The sequence below is a fragment of the Psychrobacter sp. UBA2769 genome, assembly GCF_002352555.1.
In the GTDB taxonomy this organism is placed as follows: domain Bacteria; phylum Pseudomonadota; class Gammaproteobacteria; order Pseudomonadales; family Moraxellaceae; genus Psychrobacter; species Psychrobacter maritimus.
This window is the reverse complement of sequence record NZ_DEIR01000013.1, coordinates 1-19,706: the sequence shown is the minus strand read 5'-3', so window position 1 is coordinate 19,706 and position 19,706 is coordinate 1. Positions and strand designations below refer to the sequence as shown.

The 19,706-nt window shown below is 41.9% G+C and carries 17 protein-coding genes and 1 tRNA gene; 6 read left to right on the top strand and 12 right to left on the bottom strand.

Annotated features, from left to right (window positions below; translation table 11 throughout):
• Window positions 1-355 precede the first annotated feature (355 nt).
• Window positions 356-889 carry a DUF2058 domain-containing protein gene (locus tag B3Q63_RS05655; RefSeq protein WP_296174742.1) on the top strand — a complete coding sequence of 178 codons (534 nt, stop codon included), beginning with the start codon at window positions 356-358 and terminating at the stop codon, window positions 887-889.
• A gap of 169 nt (window positions 890-1,058) precedes the next feature.
• Here the strand turns inward: B3Q63_RS05655 and B3Q63_RS05650 are convergent, their stop codons facing one another.
• The 4 genes from B3Q63_RS05650 to speB form a co-directional block, all read right to left on the bottom strand.
• Window positions 1,059-2,558: an aldehyde dehydrogenase family protein gene (locus tag B3Q63_RS05650; protein WP_296174738.1), complete on the bottom strand. Its 1,500-nt coding sequence runs from the start codon at window positions 2,556-2,558 to the stop codon at window positions 1,059-1,061.
• Between the two features lie 192 nt (window positions 2,559-2,750).
• A complete protein-coding gene (locus B3Q63_RS05645; protein ID WP_296174737.1) occupies window positions 2,751-4,157 on the bottom strand; it encodes a YjiH family protein in 1,407 nt (468 codons plus the stop codon).
• A gap of 136 nt (window positions 4,158-4,293) precedes the next feature.
• Complete coding sequence (locus B3Q63_RS05640) at window positions 4,294-6,036, bottom strand: 5-guanidino-2-oxopentanoate decarboxylase (protein ID WP_296174734.1); 1,743 nt, start codon at window positions 6,034-6,036, stop codon at window positions 4,294-4,296.
• 120 nt (window positions 6,037-6,156) lie between these two features.
• Complete coding sequence (speB, locus tag B3Q63_RS05635) at window positions 6,157-7,125, bottom strand: agmatinase (RefSeq protein ID WP_011513879.1); 969 nt, start codon at window positions 7,123-7,125, stop codon at window positions 6,157-6,159.
• A 228-nt stretch (window positions 7,126-7,353) separates the two neighbouring features.
• Here speB and B3Q63_RS05630 point away from each other — a divergent pair, with 228 nt between their 5' ends.
• Window positions 7,354-8,253 (top strand): LysR family transcriptional regulator, encoded by a 900-nt coding sequence (locus tag B3Q63_RS05630; RefSeq protein ID WP_296174729.1) that lies wholly within the window; start codon window positions 7,354-7,356, stop codon window positions 8,251-8,253.
• Between the two features lie 49 nt (window positions 8,254-8,302).
• On the opposite strand, the gene B3Q63_RS05625 is transcribed toward B3Q63_RS05630, so the two are convergent.
• The 3 genes from B3Q63_RS05625 to B3Q63_RS05615 form a co-directional block, all read right to left on the bottom strand.
• Window positions 8,303-10,093: a potassium/proton antiporter gene (locus B3Q63_RS05625; protein WP_296174726.1), complete on the bottom strand. Its 1,791-nt coding sequence runs from the start codon at window positions 10,091-10,093 to the stop codon at window positions 8,303-8,305.
• A 332-nt stretch (window positions 10,094-10,425) separates the two neighbouring features.
• The gene (locus B3Q63_RS05620) at window positions 10,426-10,761 is read right to left on the bottom strand and encodes a GlpM family protein (RefSeq protein ID WP_201565299.1); all 336 of its coding nucleotides are present in this window, start codon (window positions 10,759-10,761) and stop codon (window positions 10,426-10,428) included.
• A gap of 277 nt (window positions 10,762-11,038) precedes the next feature.
• Window positions 11,039-12,703: an alpha-keto acid decarboxylase family protein gene (locus B3Q63_RS05615; protein WP_271134669.1), complete on the bottom strand. Its 1,665-nt coding sequence runs from the start codon at window positions 12,701-12,703 to the stop codon at window positions 11,039-11,041.
• Between the two features lie 260 nt (window positions 12,704-12,963).
• On the opposite strand from B3Q63_RS05615, the gene B3Q63_RS05610 reads away from it, so the two are divergent.
• A tRNA-Gly gene (locus B3Q63_RS05610) sits at window positions 12,964-13,038 on the top strand.
• Between the two features lie 428 nt (window positions 13,039-13,466).
• Here the strand turns inward: B3Q63_RS05610 and B3Q63_RS05605 are convergent.
• On the bottom strand, window positions 13,467-13,694 hold the full coding sequence (locus tag B3Q63_RS05605) for a helix-turn-helix domain-containing protein (RefSeq protein ID WP_045454365.1): 228 nt from the start codon (window positions 13,692-13,694) through the stop codon (window positions 13,467-13,469).
• A gap of 196 nt (window positions 13,695-13,890) precedes the next feature.
• On the opposite strand from B3Q63_RS05605, the gene B3Q63_RS05600 reads away from it, so the two are divergent.
• From B3Q63_RS05600 to B3Q63_RS05590, 3 genes are read left to right on the top strand one after another with little or no spacing between them, the layout of a single operon-like run.
• Complete coding sequence (locus B3Q63_RS05600) at window positions 13,891-14,106, top strand: hypothetical protein (protein WP_045454368.1); 216 nt, start codon at window positions 13,891-13,893, stop codon at window positions 14,104-14,106.
• A gap of 16 nt (window positions 14,107-14,122) precedes the next feature.
• The gene (locus B3Q63_RS05595; RefSeq protein ID WP_296174721.1) at window positions 14,123-15,346 is read left to right on the top strand and encodes a site-specific integrase; all 1,224 of its coding nucleotides are present in this window, start codon (window positions 14,123-14,125) and stop codon (window positions 15,344-15,346) included.
• Entirely contained in the window at window positions 15,343-15,636 is a 294-nt protein-coding gene (locus B3Q63_RS05590) for a hypothetical protein (RefSeq protein WP_045454372.1), read from the top strand. The genes B3Q63_RS05595 and B3Q63_RS05590 overlap by 4 nt, the downstream gene beginning before the upstream one ends.
• 557 nt (window positions 15,637-16,193) lie before the next feature.
• Here B3Q63_RS05590 and B3Q63_RS05585 read toward each other — a convergent pair.
• The 4 genes from B3Q63_RS05585 to B3Q63_RS05570 all read right to left on the bottom strand — a co-directional run bounded on the left by B3Q63_RS05585 (window position 16,194) and on the right by B3Q63_RS05570 (window position 19,546).
• Window positions 16,194-16,760 (bottom strand): hypothetical protein, encoded by a 567-nt coding sequence (locus B3Q63_RS05585; protein ID WP_238049297.1) that lies wholly within the window; start codon window positions 16,758-16,760, stop codon window positions 16,194-16,196.
• A 533-nt stretch (window positions 16,761-17,293) separates the two neighbouring features.
• On the bottom strand, window positions 17,294-17,827 hold the full coding sequence (locus B3Q63_RS05580) for an endonuclease V (RefSeq protein ID WP_281491283.1): 534 nt from the start codon (window positions 17,825-17,827) through the stop codon (window positions 17,294-17,296).
• 4 nt (window positions 17,828-17,831) lie between these two features.
• Complete coding sequence (locus B3Q63_RS05575) at window positions 17,832-18,767, bottom strand: hypothetical protein (RefSeq protein ID WP_296174712.1); 936 nt, start codon at window positions 18,765-18,767, stop codon at window positions 17,832-17,834.
• Window positions 18,768-19,099: 332 nt separating this feature from the next.
• Window positions 19,100-19,546, bottom strand: a complete 447-nt coding sequence (locus B3Q63_RS05570) for a hypothetical protein (protein WP_296174709.1) — start codon at window positions 19,544-19,546, stop codon at window positions 19,100-19,102.
• Between the last annotated feature and the right edge of the window lie 160 nt (window positions 19,547-19,706).

The following is a 19,706-nucleotide window of genomic DNA, read 5'->3' as shown; positions in this document are numbered from 1 at the left end:
AGCCCTTATCCCGAACTGGGGTTAAGTATATTTTTACCATATAACCATCGAACTATCTAAGATGAATTTATAGCTTAAATTCATCTTAGATTCACCATACTTATTGAATATATGAGGTTTTCAAGAAACTGGTAACCTTTTTTATTGACCAAAAATTGGTTTAATAAATCTAATTCTAAACACTGATTCTAACTCTCGCTAAATTTATACCATTACTCATCAAAGTTCTACGTCAAATAATTAATAGCCCGCTCAATGTAATGACATGTCTGGGCAAAATTTGTTACCATGACTTTTTAAATACTATGATTTAAGTAATTTCAGATTTAGGCAATTTCACTTAGGTAATACAGACATGGCCAAAAACGCCCTACAAGAACAACTCTTAAAAGCTGGATTGGTGGATAGCAAAAAAGCCAAAAAAATCAGCAAACAGTCACAGCATGCCAAGCGCACAGGTGACGCATCAAACCTTGAAGCCAAAAAAGCCTTGGCAGAAGCCCAAGCCAAAAAAATAGAAAAAGACCAAAAGCTCAATCAGGAAAAACAGCAACTTTTAGAAGAAAAAATGTTAAGAGCCAACGTTATTCAGATGATTAAGCAACACCAAATTACAGAGACACAAGGCGATATCACCTATCAGTTTGTTGACGACGCTAAAATTAAAAAGATTTATATCACCCAAAAGCTCTATGATCAGATAGTAGCAGGTCATGTGGTGATTGCGCGCTTAGAAGACGATTACGCCCTGCTCCCGCGCCCCTTGGCTGACCGCATCAACGCCAAGCTAGAAGGCTTTATGGTGGTATCCAATGACAAATCAGAGGTTGAGCTGGCAGAAGATGACCCCTATGCCGCTTACGTGATTCCAGATGATTTAATGTGGTAGGTAGTAGTTATTCATCATATTGCTAATGGCTAAGCATTAACCAAAATCCCCTGTATAGAATATCTATACAGGGGATTTTGGTTAGCGAAGTAGAAAAACACTCTATGCGCAGAAAAATCTAGCGATAAACGTCATAGTGATTCTCATTATTAAACGCTAAAATCAGCAATTACGACGGTAGCAAAACGTGCTTATTCTTCTGATAAGCAGACAAGCCATCAGCACCCAATTCGCGACCGATGCCACTTTGCTTAAACCCGCCCCAGCCAGCTTCAGGTACTACAACTTGCTGCTCATTAACCCAAATATGACCAGCTTGAATTTGTAGCGCCATCTCTAACGCTGCAGTCTCATTGGCGCTGACAATAGTCGCTGCCAAGGCATATTTACTATCATTGGCAAGTTCAATCGCCTGTGCATCATCTGCAAAGGTGGTACTGACCAACACCGGTCCAAATACTTCTTCTGTCCATAACTGACTGCTCACTGGCACATCTGTATAAATAGTCGGCGTTGCAAAATATCCTTGGCGGTCTAGTATCTCGCCACCTGTTAGGCAATTAATATTTTCAGCAGTAGCGATATCGATATATTTTTTGACTTGCGCAAGTTGCTGCACACTGACCAATGGACCCATTTGCGTGTCAGCAGCAAAACCATCGCCAATTTTCAAACCTTCTGTTTTTGTTTTCAGTGTTTCAAATAACAACTGGGCAATGTCTTGATGAACCAGCAGCCTTGAGGTTGCAGAACATATTTGACCAGCATTGGTAAATATACCGCCCATGATTAAATCACAGGCATAATCAATATCAGCATCTGCGCACACCACGATGGCGGACTTACCACCCAGCTCTAGACTGATATCCTTGATACCTTTTGCTGCTTGGCGCATTACTTTTTCACCGACGATATTACTGCCAGTAAAGGAAACTTTGTCAATCAACGGATGACTGGTCATCGCTGCGCCTACTTCAGCTGCGCCCGGTAGGATATTGACCACCCCTTTTGGCAGCTCAATAGCGGACAATATATTGCCTAGCATCAACTCCGGTAGTAGTGTCACCTCTGACGGTTTTAACAGTACGGTGCAACCTGCCGCCAATGCTGGTGCTAATTTCCAAGCAGTAGTCACCATCGGGAAGTTCCAAGGCACGATAAGGGCGCAAATACCAACGGGTGCATAGGTTTTTAATAAGCGTATACCTGTCTCGTTGGTGGTTACCTCAGACCAAGTCGTCTGCGCATTGATAAGATTGGCATAATAGCGATAACAGGCAATGGCATCACTAACGTCTATTTTCGCCTCTGCAATCGGCTTTCCGTTATTCAATACAGACAGCCCAACCAGCTTGTCAAACTGCTGCTCCATCGTATCTGCAATCGCCTGTAAATAACGCGCGCGCTCATTGACGCTGGTTTGCGACCAAGACGGATAAGCACGAGCCGCAGCATTAACTGCGCTTTCTACCTGTGCGCTATTACACAAACGAGTTATTGCAATGACCTCGCCTGAGCTTGGGTCATATAAAGCATGCTCATCTACTGAATCAGATGCTTCAATAGTGACCCAGTCCCCATCGATATAGGCGGCATTTAACCTAACTTCATTTTGCATCGTTTGTATGGCGATATCTCTTGTGAAAGACGTAGAATCATTCATTTCCATAATTTTCACTGACCTTTTAATCTCTTTGTTAGTAATGTCATTTTCATTAAATGGTGCTTTTTGATAAGCTCATTTATTATTCAGATTGCCAATTAAACAGTCGATTTTACCTTATCAAGGCAAAACCGACTGAGGGTGTAGTATCGTTGTATATCAGAATCAATAGCCGTTAGCGTCATATAGCAGCAGGTTTTAGTACAGTAGATGCGCCACTGACGTAATGATTACTAAGCTAATCAGCGTACGTAAGATAAAAATCAAAAACAGCTCTAACACGTTAAGTTTGATGTTTGATTTCAAAATCAGCGCGCCCACCTCAGACATATAGATAATCTGGGTAATAGAAGCAGCACCAACGATAAAGCGCGTCATTTCACTCTCGATACTTTTACCGACCAACGCAGGTAGATACATATCAGCAAAGCCCATAATCATCGCTGGAGCCGCCTCTGCTGCCTCTGGAATTTGTAGCAATTCAAGCACTGGTACGAGCGGTGCCGACAACCAATTAAATACAGGTGTATACTCGGCTAAGCCAAGACCAATGGTACCGATAGCGAAAATCACAGGAATGAGGCCAAGGTAGATATCAAACAAATTCTTTAAGCTATGTTTGAATACATTACCCAAACTTGGCATAGAATGCGCGCGCGTAACCGCACGATTGACCGCCCATTGGTAGGTAGAGTACTCAGCAGGAATACCTTCATCCAGCATGCTTTTGCCCGAGTGATAAGTATCAGGTTTTAGCGATAGCGGCGGTATACGCGGCATAATAATAGCGGCAATAAAGCCCGTTAACGCAATGGTTAGATAAAAGAAAACAAAGTTATTATCGACGCCGATGGTTTTGGCAACAACATAGGTAAAGGCGATGGACGTTACCGAAAAGGTGGTGGCAATAATCGCCGCCTCACGCAGACTATAGTAGCTTTTATTGTATTCTTGCATGGTGACCAGCAAGCCAATGGAAGCGGCACCAAACCAAGAAGACATCGCATCGACCGCAGAGCGCCCAGGTAACTTAAACAATTTAACAAAGACTTTGCTGGATAAAGTACCCAAGAATTCCATCAAACCAAAATCCGTCAGAAACGGTAAAGATAAAATGGCAAAAAAGAACAAAGGAATCAAAATAGGAATCAGGTCTTCAAAAATCACGCCGCCGGTATTACGGTTAATAATAAACTCAGGGCCAACTTGTAGGTAAATCATCCATGCAAACAAAGCGCCTAAAAAGCGCGCGCCAAGCCAAAACCAGTCCACATCAAAAAGCTTTGCCCACATAGAGCCTTCATGCAAATTGGGTCTTAATACCTTAACTGCCAGCGCTCCAATAAAGGAGGTCGTCACAATTGCCAATACTGCGTAAACAACATAACCTCCCAGCACTGCTTGCAGAGTATCGGTTAATACGCCCAGTAAAATGGTGATTTTGCCATCCCACTGAAAAGGTATGATAAATAACGCCATACCTAGTGCTGAAAATAGCAAAAACTTCCACATGGATGCTTGCCACTGCGCCCCTTGCGGCGTTTCTAGATCGACAGGGTCATTTCCCAAAATCGGCTGCTGCGACTTATCGATATAATTCGTCATTTAATCCTCCTTGATAGGCGGCGATCGCCAAATTTCTTCCTTTCGCTGTCTGACCTATCCCTAGTTTTAGCGAATTGAGCAAATAGTTGAATGCCGTTTTATTAGTTATTTTTCATGTAAATGATGCTTGAGTACATCAGCTAAAACAGGCAAAGGTCTTGCCCATTTCAAGAAGAAATTCGTCCGCTTCATCAACCTCATAAATAATCGGTTGTTTGCCTTTGATGTCCTTTTGCAATGCCTCGAGCAGCTGCTGCTTATCTGTGATTCGACGATAACCGGCACCAAATCCTGCGGCTAATGGCTCAAAGTTCGGGGTTTTAATATTGACCCCAATCAGTGGCAGGCCACCCTCTTCCATATAGCGGCGAATCTCACCATAACCTTGGTTGTTCCATAACAGCACAATCAATGGTAGCTCAAGCTCGGCGGCGCAGATGAGTTCTGCGATGGTAAACTGAATGCCGCCATCGCCAATCAGGCTAATAACTGGCGCTTTTGAGCCAATCATGGCACCAATCGCGGCAGGCAAACCATAACCCAAAGTGCCAAAACCAGTCGATGAGTTAAACCATCGACGCGTGGCTAAAGCCTCAAAACCAAGGTTGCCACTATAAACAGGTTGGGTTGAATCGCCAACGAAAATGACGTCTTTTACTTCATCTCGAATCAGCTGTAGCAGTGCGTTTTGACCAGCAAAATCTGGCGTCATTTCTTCTATCAACGCTTGCTTTACCTTTGCTACTAGCGGTGCTGCTTGATGATTCAGCGGTTGATTCTCTAAGCGCGTACATAAACCGCTGATAGCCATTTGCGCATCTGACAATAGCGCAATATCTGCTCTAAACGGACGCTGTAATTGCTGAGCATCGCAGTCGATACGAATCAGCGTGCCATTGATTTGGAACCCACCATTAAAAAAGACGTCATAATCAGTCTCACCAAGCTCAGTACCTATCGCCAATACTAAGTCGGCCTCGCTAATGACAGCGCGACCAACAGCCAATGACTGATTGCTACCCAAACTCAGCGGATGAGCAGGCGGCAGTAAACCTTTGGCATTGATGGTCAAAAATGTCGGCGCATCGATAAGTTCTGCCAATTTTTGTGCGTCATGATTAACATCAACGCAGCCACCGCCATATAGCAATACTGGATTTTTTGCGCTTGTAAGCTGCTCAACAATCAAATCTAATTGCGCAGGATGAGGTAGCGGTTTATTTGCTTGTAGTTGCGCCAAAATATTATTAGTAGATTGGCTGTTTAGAGAAGCATCTAGCTTATTTAGCTTAGGCGGCTTGGCGACATGACTGGCATCGGCGGTAATCACATCAATGGGCAGCTGGATATGCACCGGTCCCGGACGCGCGCCATTAAATAACGCAAAAGCTTCAGCGATGACTTTTGGTAGCGACTCAGACTGCCAAATCGTTTTACTCATGAGCGCAACCTTACTGACCATACCTTGCTGATCGTGCAATTCATGCAAGTGCCCTTCACCGCTGCCGGTATGCTGCACTTTATTGACACTAGATATCACCAGCATCGGGATAGAATCTGCCAATGCTTGCGCCATCGCCGTCATGATGTTGGTCATGCCGGGACCGGTGATAATAAAGCACACTCCGACTTTACCAGAAGCGCGGTAATAACCATCCGCCATAAAGCCTGCGCCTTGCTCATGACGCGGCGTTACGTGGCGGATATCGGTATTGGGCAGGCCACGATATAGCTCGACCGTATGTACGCCCGGAATACCAAATACCGTCTCCACCCCGTAATATTCTAGCCACTGTACGAGTAGCTCCCCACAAGTTAGAGATGAGGCAGTTGGCGCGGAATTTGGCAATGAAGAAGGCGTTTGTAGAGAATGCGTCATGAGTTAATCATCCTAAAAAATTCAATAGCAATTAAATAAGTCGTTCAGTATCAAATCCAAGCTAAACCCAAACTGACCCTTAATTCCTTATAAAGGACAGTTTGGGTTTATAAATTATTTTCAATAAATGGCTTTGACCTTATCGTCATAGCGCACGCCCGGTAGGATACATAGCATCTCAAACAATAAGTTCGCAGCTAATACAGAGGTATTACCAAACGGGTCATACGGCGGTGACACTTCTACTAAATCGCCACCAACCACATCAAGGCCACGCATACCGCGAATGATTTCGATACCTTGCGTTGACGTCAAGCCACCAATTTCAGCGGTTCCCGTACCCGGTGCAAACGCAGGATCAATCCCATCAATATCGAAACTTAAATATACCGGGCCAGCGCCTAATTTTTCGCGCACTTCTGCCATTAATGGTGTCAGTGATTTATACCAACATTCTTCAGCAGGCACTACGCGAAAGCCTTGCTCGGTTGACCAATCAAACTCTTCAGCACTATAACCCGTACCACGCAGACCAATCTGAACTACGCGATTGCCATCAATGAGGTTTTCTTCGACAGCACGGCGGAATGGCGTACCATGGGCAATTTTTTCGCCAAACATCTCATCATTGATATCGGCATGCGCATCGATATGCACCATACCAACAGGGCCATGTTTTTTGGCAAGCGCACGCAAAATAGGCAGTGCAATCGTATGGTCGCCGCCTAAGGTTAAAGGAATAGCGCCATGACTGACGATTTTATCGGTATAGAATTTCTCAATAATATCGACGCTTTTTAGCAGGTTAAAAGTATTGATAGGCACGTCGCCAATGTCAGCGACTTGCAAAGACTCAAAGGGAGCGGCGCGAGTGGCGACGTTATAAGGGCGAATCATGCGTGATTCATCGCGAATCTGGCGTGGTCCCAATCTTGCACCGCTACGGTTTGATGCGCCAATATCTAAAGGCACCCCAACGAATGCTACATCTAGCCCTTCAGCATCGGCTTGGGTTGGCAGGCGCATCATAGAAGCGAAGCCGCCAAATCTTGGCATGTCGTTGCCGCTTAATGGTTGATTGAATTTCATCACTTACATCCTTGTATCGATTGGTCAAAACAGACAATTTGTCTATATTACTTTTTGTCTATATTACTTTTTCTATAGCTCTGACAATACCTAAATATCAGAGGCGAGACCATGGTAAAATTTAGAAGTAAACTTCTGATTTTTCGTAGTAACTTTGATTTATTCGTTATTTATAGAAGTTTTATAAAAAAATCGGTTAAGACAATAGATACGGGGACATGACTTTCGATGCTAGATGAATTAATAAAAATTGATGTCAAAACCTTACGTAGCTTTATGGCCATCGTAGAGTGTCAAGGTGTGACCGCCGCGCAGTCACGCTTAAATGTCACGCCGTCTGTCATCAGCGGTCATTTAACCCATTTAGAGGATCGTTTGGGTATGACGCTTTGTCATCGTGGGCGCGCGGGTTTTAAGCTCACTGAAGACGGTGCAGCAGTTTACGAGGCTTGCTTAAGTTTTACCGAAGCGGTGGCAAGCTTTCAGCATCAATTGCATTATATTCGGCAATTAGATTCGGTACGCGGCGGTCATATTCGACTGTGTCTTATCGATCAAATGCCAACGGTTTTTTATGATGCGTTACGTCAGTGCTTGGCAGCGAGCTATCGTAATAATCCATTGATACACTTTTCTATCGATGTGCAAAGCCCTGAGAGTATGCTCGATAAGCTTTTAAGTAATGAAAGTGATATTGGCGTGGGCTATTTTGGCAGCTTCCCACCCCTATTGACCTTTCAGCCCGCATTTATCGAAAAGCAAGTCGTCTGCTGCGGACGCGAGCATCGGCTATTTTATGAGGCAGACGGTTTAACCTTTGAGGATTTGGAACAAAACTATCCATGGATAAAACGAGGCTATATTACTGATTTGAGTATCAATCATGTCCGCCCAAAAACGTTAAGCGCCACCACTTACCATATGGAGGCGACCGCGCAGTTGATTTTGGCGGGTCATCATGTCGGCTACTTGCCCAATGACTTGGCAAAGCGTTATGAAGAGATGGGGATGATGAAAATACTGTTGCCCAATGAGGCAAGTTATGAGGTCAAGCATCATTGGGCCTATCGAGAAAATCTGCATAAGCACGTCGCTGATTTTCTACAGCAAATGACTGGGTTTTTATAGAATCACGAGCTTTGTATATACAATAACGATAAATAACAACGGCAAACAGCTACCCCGCCTTGGGTAGCTCTTCGCGTTTTAAGCCTATGGTTCTAAGTTTACCTTTATCATCGACTTCTTTGATAACCAGTGACCATTCATCATTAATCGCCACGGTGTCACCCGATACCGGCGCCATATCCAAGCTGTCTTTGACATATTCAGCAACCGTTTGCTCCCACATGCTTTTTTCGTTATCTTGTGGTTTAGATTTTAGCTTATCGACCAAAGACTCAGAGGTCATGACACCAGTAAAAAATGGCAAATCGCCCAGTTTGACGCTCGGTGATAGTAGCCAATCACCATAAAAGTCATCGATGGCTTTACGGTCTAAGGTTGTATCATTAAAAATCTTAGCTATTTGACTGGCATGATTGCCGCGCATGGCATACCAGACGCTATCACCGAATTTGAGCTTGGTATTTTCATCGACAATGACAATCTGCTGCCCGCGTACCAAGGCAAACACACTAATCTCATCAGGATTAACGCGGTTAGAGATGCCCATCGGATGGCGACCAATCGCAAACGCCCCTGACTTTACTTGGAACTGATATAACGTAATACTCGCTTTGTCCGATACCCAAACCTCATGCTTTTCTTCAGGGTCTTTATTATTGGGAATACGTACTTTAAATAAATCCGCCATAAAGGGAATGGTCGTACCTTGCAAAATCAAAGATAAAACCACCACGCCAAAAGCAATATCAAACAGCATAAAGGCGCCATCAATACCCGCCATCACCGGTAAAATCGCAAGGGTAATAGGCACTGCACCGCGCAAGCCAACCCAAGAAATAAAGCCGATTTCTCTGTCTTTAAATTTAAAAGGTTTGACGCTGCTATAAACGGCAATAGGACGAGCAATCAAAATCATAAAGGCGGCAATGGCGACCGAGTAATACCAAACATTGAGCACGTTTGATGGCGTGACCAGTAGACCCAGCACCACAAACAAGACCGCTTGTGATAACCAAGCAAAGCTATCCATCACGCGCATGACATGCTCGGTTGAACGTACTTTATGGTTGCCTATCAGCACCCCAGTGAGATAAACGGCTAAAAACCCGCTGCCGCCGATTAAATTGGTTGCTGCAAACACCGCCAAGCCAGCCGATAGTATTAAGATGGCATACATGCCTTCTGCCAGATGGACCTTGGGCAATAACCTTGACAATAAATAGCCAAACAGCAAACCCATACCGAGGCCAAAGCTAAGCTGTTGTAACAGCAAGCCTAAAAAGCCAAATACTGTCTGTCCGGCAGGGTCAACATTTAAAGCAATCAACCCTGTCACTAATAAAATAGCTAACGGGTCATTGGCACCGGATTCTAGCTCCAACGTCGCTTGGACGCGGTCGTTAAGCTTAACCCCGCCATTACGCAGCAATGAAAATACCGCTGCCGCATCGGTTGAACCGACAATAGCCGCCATCAATAATCCAAAGCGCCAATCGACATCGAGCAGCCACGTGACAAACACACCCAGTATCATGACCGTCGCAAGTACGCCCCACGTGGCAAGCGTGATGGCTGGTTTTAGCCCGACTCGGAAAGATTTAAAAGAGGTGCGCAGTCCACCATCTAATAAAATACAAGCCAATGCCGCTTGCCCGACAAAGTTCGCAAGACCGTATTGAGAAAACTCAATACCTAACAGGCCTTCTTCACCCGCCAGCATCCCAACGACTAAAAACAATAGCAAAAGAGGAACGCCCAAACGCGCCGATAACGTGCTTGCCATGATACTGGCAAAAATTAAAACTGCTCCTACGAGATACAGGATATTTAAGGTATCCATCTTTTTTTAAGCCCTATTTTATCAGTGATAACGAGTGGAATGATTGCGATAGTATTGATCTAAGTACTAACCTTTATATTGATATTGACCTTATTTTGCGGCGGATAGCATCGTGTTTGATATTGCAGACAAAATAATAAAACCGTCCTTAAGAATAACATCGTTGACCAAAGCTAGAGAACCTATATTCATAGCAATCGTCTTAAAATCCTTTATTAGTCATTTATTAATCGTTTCATTTGCTTTATCAGCTTCTAAAACATCAGTTTATAAAAAGCCACTTTTACTCTATTGTTTGAATGGTAGAAAATATTGCCGTTTTTTAACCACCATTAAGCTTGAATGTATTGCCATGCAATCACTAAGATAGCCGCTGCCACTGTCCAAGCGACCACGCCCAATAAAAGCGCCTTATATAAGCTGACATAACTGATGCTAAAAAACACCACCAAGGTATAAATAAGATGCGGAATGACACCCAACATACTAAAAATCAATGCCACCTTTAAGTCAGCAGGACTACGCTCAGTGCCGACAATAAAATGGCTAATTAAGGTAAATGTGGGAAACAGCGGTGCCAAGGCTGCCAAATAAAAGAAGCGCGTCTGCGCAAAAAGTTGAATCAGTAATACCATCAAAGCGCCAATAAGCATTTTTAGCCAAATCATGATGGCCCATCTCCTATCACGTGTTAATCGCATAATTTAGCATGATAATGAACATCCCAAGCAAAATGGTCGATAATAAATCATTAGCGCCATAAAACCTTAGCCACACGAATTATTAATGTTATAAAAATTGCCATGCTACAACATAAAAAACCCCTATTTAGCATGACGCCAAATAGGGGTTTGTTTATAAGCTTTTTTAATGTATGGTTTTAATAAATAAAGTGATTAAAAAGTATTAATCTATTTTAATTTAAAACCCTTCATATTACTTAGGCTATTTTGGTTTAAGGGCGGCGCTGATATCAGCCAATAATGGTGGAATGTCATGCTTATCTGCAATCACCTCTAACATCACCAACTTATCTTTGGTGGCAGCGGCTTTTTTCAACGCCGCTTTTAATTCGCCAGCGGTTTCCACTTTCATAATTAAGCTATTTTCTTCCGTCGCCCCAAAGGCTTTTGGCATCATCTGCCAGTCGCACTTAGGAATGTCATTGTAGCGCTGGTTTTCACCATGAATCGCCCGCTCAACGGTATAGCCGTCATTATTAATCAGTACAATCACCGGATTGATGCGCTCTTGAATCATTACCGCGATTTCTTGCACTGTTAATAAAGCAGAGCCATCACCAATCAATAAGATACTACGCTTATGCGGTGAAGCAATAGCACCACCCAAACTCGCTGGCAAGGTATAGCCGATTGAGCCCCACATCGGTTGCCCATAAGAGGTCACGCCTTCTGGCAGACGCACATCACTGATACCAAAGTACGCCGTACCTTGGTCAGAGAACACGAGGTTTTTATCATCGAGAGAGTCAGCGATGATATGCCATAAGTCATCTTGGCGAATCGGCTCATCATCCTTGCCATTTTGCTCATGCGGCTTCATCTCTTTGCAGAATTGCTTGGGCACAATCTCAATACCCGAGGTCATGACTTCATGCAGGGTTTGCAGAGCATCTTTTAGTGCAATCGGCGCAAAGTTTCGACCGCTGATAGACGCACGCTCATAATGCAAATCGACCACGACTTTTTCATCAATATCTTGGCTAAAACCTGCAGTGGTAGTATCGGTATATTGCACGCCGATTTTAATTAAGCATTCGCAATTTTCTACCGCGTCTTTAACCACAGGACGTGATGCCACGCCTGCATAAGTACCCGCCCAACGCTCACTGTTTTCATCAAGAAGGGTTTTACCCCATGACAGCGTGGTATAAGGAATGTCGGTATCAGCGATTAAGGCTTTTAGCTGATTTTGTAACCCCAAACGATGTACCATCAAATCTGCCATCAAAGTGGTGGTTTTATTAGGTAAAAATTCTATTAGCGCTTGTTTAAAATCGGCCAATGCTGCTTGGCTAGTAATATCTTCTTGGCTGTCATCAAGCTTGGTTGTTGGTGGATAAATCGGTGTTTTCGCCACATCTGGTGATAATAATAAATAGCCGGGGCGATGCTTTTTAAGAATCAAGCGAATGACGCGATCAATCTCAGAGGCCGCGTTATCGGGCGTGATATGCGCGCGAGCGACGGTGACGGGTTCAACCATTTTAATAAAATGATTAAATACGCCATCACCTAAAGTATGGTGAATCCGGCGTTTTGAATCTTGTAACGCCGTGCTTGGTGCACCGACCACATGCAGTACCGGTGCATACTCGGCAAAAGAGCCTGCAGTGGCATTAATCGCCGACAGCTCGCCCACGCCAAAGGTGGTCACCATAGCGGCAAAGCCACGCTCGCGTGCGTAGCCATCAGCAGCATAACCAGCATTTAGCTCATTGGTGTTACCAACCCAACGCAATTTATCAGAAGCAATCACGTTATCCAAAAACGTTAAATTAAAATCACCGGGCACGCCAAATATTTCTGTCGCACCCGCTTCAGCGATACGATCAAATAAGTAATCAGCGATTGTATATTGTTGACTCATTTTTTATCCTTATGACTTATCATTATAAGTATTGATAATGGTGTATATGATGGTTGCTCACTATAAACCGCATCCCAGCTTATTTATTTAATGCAAATCTTTTGGAATGTAGAATATAACTATCTGTTATAACATACGATGAGGGGCGGATGACATAGCTAATGTGCTAACTTTTACTTTTTTTCGTGATAGGTATTGACACCTTCGAAAAACTGCGTATAATACGCCTTCATCAACTGACGATAGTTAATTGATAATTAGCGGGAATAGCTCAGTGGTAGAGCATAACCTTGCCAAGGTTGGGGTCGAGAGTTCGAATCTCTTTTCCCGCTCCAAATACTTAAAAAGCCTCACTTAACAGTGAGGCTTTTTTTTATCCAATTTTCGGGGGTTGTAGTGTTTTTCAGTATGAGTGACTCAGTCTAATTGCTAAGTTTAACTAACATATTAAAAGCTCAAAAATCAGCACCGTGACCAAAACGTGACCATTTCGTGTCCACGCTATAAACACTGATTTTGTAATCGACCCCAACTTATTATTCTTACCTTTATAAAAAACGATGCTAAGAAATATTTTATTAGCATCGTTTTTGCTTTTCCACTGCTTTTATAAATTGAGCTCATAGCGTGACCAAAACGTGACCAAATCATGGAAAAGTAAATATAAAAAATAACCCCAACCTTAATTCTATGCTTTGAAGTGCCTTGTATATATGGCTTTGCCACTTATTTCTCTGCATATATATTTTCTGTTTGATAGTTTTCAAGATTCTTCATCATCATCTTTAACATTTGGCTTGTAAATAAATAAGTCACCCACCTGCACATCTAAAAACTCACATAACTGGTCAATAGTATTGAAATCAATTCTTGAGGACTCTTCATTATATAGTTTATGAAGCGTTGATTTGCTCATGCCTGTTGCTCTTACAACATCTGCTACGCGCAGTTTTTTCTCTGCCAGAATCACAGGAAGTTTAGACACAATCATAATTAATACCTCTTTTCGGGTAAAAATGCTTTACATTGAGGTAAAAAGATAATATAGTACACAAATCGGTTATTAATTACCTCTAAGCGGGTAAATATTAACTGATTCCTTCAAGATGCATTTTTACAGGTTAATAAAATAATTTTTATTCTATCACTTAATGCGATGACTTAATAACTGAAAAGAGGTAAATATCATGAGCAATACTTATTTAACAACTGATGAGCTAGCCGAACGTATCAAGTACGACCCACGTACTATCCGCAATCAAATGAAAGACACTGTTTTGATTGAGAACATTCATTACATCCGCCCTTTCGGCGGTCGCAAGATTTTATATGTCTGGGAGCGTATTGAAGAAGATATGTGTAAGCCGGTTATGAGCGCCATCAACGGTATGGCACTTCAGTAATAAAAGGAGAATTACTATGGCTACTATACAAGGACGGTTTGGCAAACTAATCGCCGACTTCTACTATCTAGGTATACGTTGTCGAGAAAAGACTAGTTTGGAAGATAACCCAGCTAACAGAAAAAAATTAGCGACTGTTTTGAAAAAAATGGAAGCAGAAATAACCCTAGGCATTTTTGACTATGGCGCTTACTTTCCAAAGAGTACGCGTTTAAAAGAGATGACAGCACTGGCTGATAGAGCCGAAGCTTGTATCAGTCGCAATCCAACCTTTAGGCAGTTTGTCGATATTTGGTATGAGGAGAAGAAGATTGAATGGCGGCCGAGTTATCGGCAAAAGACGCAGATTATTTTGAACAAGTACTTGCTACCTGAGTTTGGTGGTAAAGCGGTACATGCGATAAAAAAACCAGACTTGCTGACCTTCCGTAGCTCCCTCGCCAAAGTTCGTTACGGTAAAGATGGTCAGTCAAGTCTGTCAGTAGCACGGATCAACCAGATCATGATACTTCTTCGTATGATACTAGAAGAAGCGTCAGATCGCCATGAGTTTGAGATGCCTTATAAAAATATTAAGAATCTCAAGCAAGCTCGTCCAGATGTAAACCCGTTCACACTGAGTGAAGTATGGCTGATTTTAAAGCATGTCCGAGCTGATTATAGGCCCTACTACACCATTCGCTTTTTTACAGGAATGCGTACCAGTGAGATTGATGGACTGAAGTGGGACTGTATTAACTTTGATCGGCGTGAGATCAGTATCCGTGGTGCATTAGTAAATGGTGAGATGGGCCCGACTAAGACGTTAGGTTCACAACGTGATATTGCGATGTCACAGTTGGTCTATGATGCCTTGCTAGAGCAGAAGACGCGCACCTTTGGTAAGTCAGAGTTTGTGTTTTGCAACTCACAAGGCAATCCGATGGAATACCGTAATGTTAATAGAAGGGTATGGAAACCCACCCTTGCCCTCCTCGGTTTGAAACATCGGCGGGCTTATCAGACTCGGCATACGGCAGCGACGCTTTGGCTGGCTGCTGGTGAGAATCCTGAATGGATAGCTCGCCAGATGGGTCACAGTAGTACGGAGATGCTGTTTCGGGTGTATAGCCGCTACGTACCTGATATCACCCGTCAAGATGGCTCAGCGATGGATAATTTGCTACTAGCGAGTAAGGAGAAACTGACAAGCGCATCGAATAGCTCTAATGCACAAACTGACAAGGAGGCGTCAATATGACAATTATCAATTATGAGGAGCTGTTTGGTGAGTTTAAACCTGATGGTGCAATCAGTACAGATGCAAACCTTATTGCTAATGCATTGATGCGTGAGTTGTATATTTCATCTGGTCATCAACTCGCACGTTTCTTAGGAGTGAAATGCTGCTTTGATAACGATATGGCGATGCGTGTATGGGTACAGAAGCGCTTGGATGTGAGTTTTGACTATGTGATTGAGGATATGCGTTGTCAGCTTCAGAGCGAGCTTTATGAGCTACTACCGCACTCTCACTATGTCGGCTACTAAGGAGAATGTGATGAGTGTAAAGCTTCAGCCGAATATGACGCAGAACGCACGCGATTTAAGAATCTGTGAGGATTACTGGTCATATGATAACGCAAGTGATTATATCGTGCATGTAGAAACCATCTGTGAGAAGTATAGAATAAGCACTCGAGTACTGTTTGAGACAATCGGTGAGTGTTTTGCTTATTTAGATGATGTGCGATGCGAATACTGTGGTTATGTGTGCCCTTTACAGATACCAGCAGACATTCCTTATATGCGCTCAAAAGACAGTTGGTGCTGTGAGGTATGTGAGCATGCTGTGTGGCGGGAACATAATCATAGATAAGTCGTTCAAAATATTAAAGCCAGACAACTTAGGTTGTCTGGCTTTTTCGTATGCAATATATCTTCTCTTAAATGCAGTCCAAATTTAGTGTGCTACTACAATGTTGAGGTGGTTGATTTCTTTCGTCAAGATAGCCCAAACTAAGGCATCTAAAAAAGATAGGGAGTAGTATGAGCTAAGTTTAGGCTAAAAACTTGGCTTTAAAAGGTAAATACAGAAAAAACTTGGTTTAAAATTCACTGTAGTCCACTGTAACGAGTTTAGATTGCTGAACCTTTTTTAGTTTGAATGTCTTGGACTTTTCATCCCAAATATTGACATAATAGGTGATAAGTTGTTTACCGGTGGTTTCGTTGACTTTCTCGCCTTCACAATTGCGGCTGATAAATAAGCGGCTATTGGAATAGAAAGCCAAACGTTCGTCATCATCGAGTTCTGCTCCGTCTGCGAAGCATTCTGCGCCACTTTCATAAGGGGTGATACTATCCTCAGTTTCACCCAGTGGAATATCGTATACTTTGCCAGTACGTTTATCAATCATAGCCCCTGACACACAGCTTGTACCACAGCCCCAAGTTGTTACGATATAGTTACCCGCGAAGTTAATGTCACCCTCTTTATGAGCTGCTTTCAGACGAGTACGAAAAGAGCTCCAGTCACCTAATTTTAAGGGCGCTTGTTTACCGTTATAGATTTTAGCAGGGTATTTTTCAAAGCTGTAACCAGCGATGGTTTGGGCATGAGAGGTAGAGATACAAGCCAAGGCAAAACCAAGACAAGCGGCAAGCTTTTTCATAAGAACTCCTTTTTTAATAAGGGTCAGCACAGAAAACGGAAATTATAGTTTAGGTGAGTACACTTGTTTAATTCTACATCAATTAAATTAAATAAGTTTTTCTAAAATTACTTATTAAAATAATAACCTGATAAGCTTTAGTAAAGTTTTACAAGTTGTATATTGAGCCTGAATACAATCAAACTAGAACTCACAAGGGTTTGGGGATGAAGTCACCTAGACAGGTTCATCATGAGTTTTATTGCAACGCCGCTTGATTAAAACTTCCCAAGTTTGGTTCTAGAGATTTAACAGCATACCCCACGCTGCCCCCTGCTATCAAATCTGTAGATACTAACTGAGGAGCTTTTAGTTACACAGCTTGACGGTAATAAAAAAACTTCATATGTCTTAGCGATTTATAGCCCAAATACTTCTGAATCCTACTTTTATCGATCTAAAACTATTTACCATAAGCCCCGTTATGGGAATAAGGGCTGCTATCTATTGAGGATTTGGCTGTAGCGCAAATTATTTCAATAGGTATAGATATCCTAATTGATGACACGGCCTAGTTTATCTACGTAAGTAACCATCTTGGGCATTCGATGGTCATCACCCATCCTACTTACCATCTCTTTAGCCTTCGTGATTTCTATACCAATACTAGTTACATATATTGGGTTCTTACTTATTCCTCGCCAAACGGCATAGTCTTCAGTAATGTCGTAAAAATGGTTTTTAGCAATACCGATGATAGGCTTTTTATTAGCGAGATTATCGTATAAATACTTACCCAATCCTGCTTTGGTAACACCGTCTAAAAATACATAGCCGTCTATGATAATTGCATCAAAGGGTTCATCAATCTGGTTAATTAAAGCCAGTAAGCAGGGCAATTCTCGTTTATAAAATTGTCCTGACTCATAAGGCGCAACATTGTTCACGTTGACAGTATGCTCACTTAATATCTCATTAGTCTCTATACCTTGAAAACGTATGCCAGCTACTTTAGCGCTGTCCAGCTTTTGTACCACGTCTGTTTGATAATGCACATCTAATATTAAAAATATCAATTTAGCCCTCATAGATCTATTTATAGATAACTAATTTAAAGTTATTACTACATTTTTTCAGCTGCTCAATTTTTTGGGGTAGCACCTCACTTTCTTCGAGACGTAGCTCCTTTAAACTATTAAAAACCTCTTTATCATTAAATATTTCTAAATTATAGAGTCCGTTTAATCCAGTGATGTACATAAACTCCACGTGTATAAAGCTATTGTTCTTTGCCCATTTATCGAACAAATCTTCTACAATATCTTCGCTTATCCTCAAACGTATGAATGTATCAAATGTAAAATGTTGATAATTTTCTATCAGTTCATATATCCCTGGCACAGGGATGGGGCAATCGAGGTAGTTTTTTGAGTGAATAATATCATCTATAGCTGTAAAACGTTTTATACGATTTAATTTTGGGATGTATGTGATATCTATGTCTTCAAGCCGATTGGTTTTTTTACAAGTTTTGCTATAACCAAAATTTATATCATCTCTACTGTTTCTATAGTAGAAGCCTGATTGATCATATTCGTATCGAAGTTCAAACATGGATGGCTCATGGAGTTTTGTTCTCCACATAATTTGATTTTCTGTTTCGCCATTTTCAATGGTATAGATCTCTCTATCGCATATACCTTCATTGAAGGTATATGACATACCTTGATATAATTTGCCTTGATAAAATTGCGGTATTGTTCCACAACCATACTCGTCTTCATCTTCATTACAAAACCCTGAAGAGTCTATTTGAATAGGTGAAGGTAACCCTATCTGACATGGTGAGACATACGGTTTACTAATCTCTCCGTTTTTAACTTCATAAGCTTCAAGTTGATGGTCTGGTTTATCAAAGAAGATAATGCCTGTGTATAGCTTATCGCGCTGATACCATTTACCCTTCTGATACCATTTACCGTTACTTTTATTTAACAATGTTGATTTCAATCGTTGCATATTACTCATGTTAATCTTCTCTGAAAGAGGAGTCATTAATCGTGCTAGTAGAAGCGATAATACTAGAAGGATTCATTTTAAGAAATATATAGCGAACCAATCAGGTGCTTTCAATGGTTCGGTACCCTAGTGAGGACTTGAATATTTGGCTGTAGGCTAGTGGTATTAAGAGTTTGAATTCTTGTGATAACTGTAGTGTACTTCGCAGTGTACTTGTTGAACAATCTAAGATTGTTCAAAGCTAGGGAAGATTTCATTCCATTTGCCTTCATCTTGCTATGAATAAAGGAGTTGGAAAAATTAGATCCAACTTAATTAGTTAGGCTTTATGATAAAAATCATCAAGCATCTTCTTCATCGCTCAAATACCAAATCATAAACTCGTAAAAGCTATCCCAATGCGGTAATGTACCGTCGGCTAGTGGCTGTAGCTGACCCATATTAAAATCCCATACACTATCATCTTCTATGTTATACAAATAGCCTCCTTCACCTTCGCCTGTACTGAATAGAATATAGTTCTTAGGAACTCCCCAAACTTCATGTGCGAATTTTACTCTAGGAATGAAACTTCTTGTCGGTAGAGGATCAACTATTTCGCTTGCGCCATAACGATGATCTAAAGCGCTTAAAAAATATTTTGTATATAATTTAAAAAATCCACTGTCTTTTTTGACACCATACTCTAAAAGAATAACCTCTGCTTCAAGCCTATGTTCAGGTTTTTTCTCTATCGTAGGATAACTCTGCTTAGCTAGTAACTTCTCAACTGTGCTAAATGAATTCATATTTGAACCGCCTCAAATTTGTCGAAGGTAGATTTACTTACGTCAAACAGCAATGCCTAACTAGGCTAAATTATCATAGTAATATTTTTCAAGATTACAGTGTTGCATATAATCTATCTGGGGAGACAGTCATTTGTGATCGATGCGCTATACAGGCATC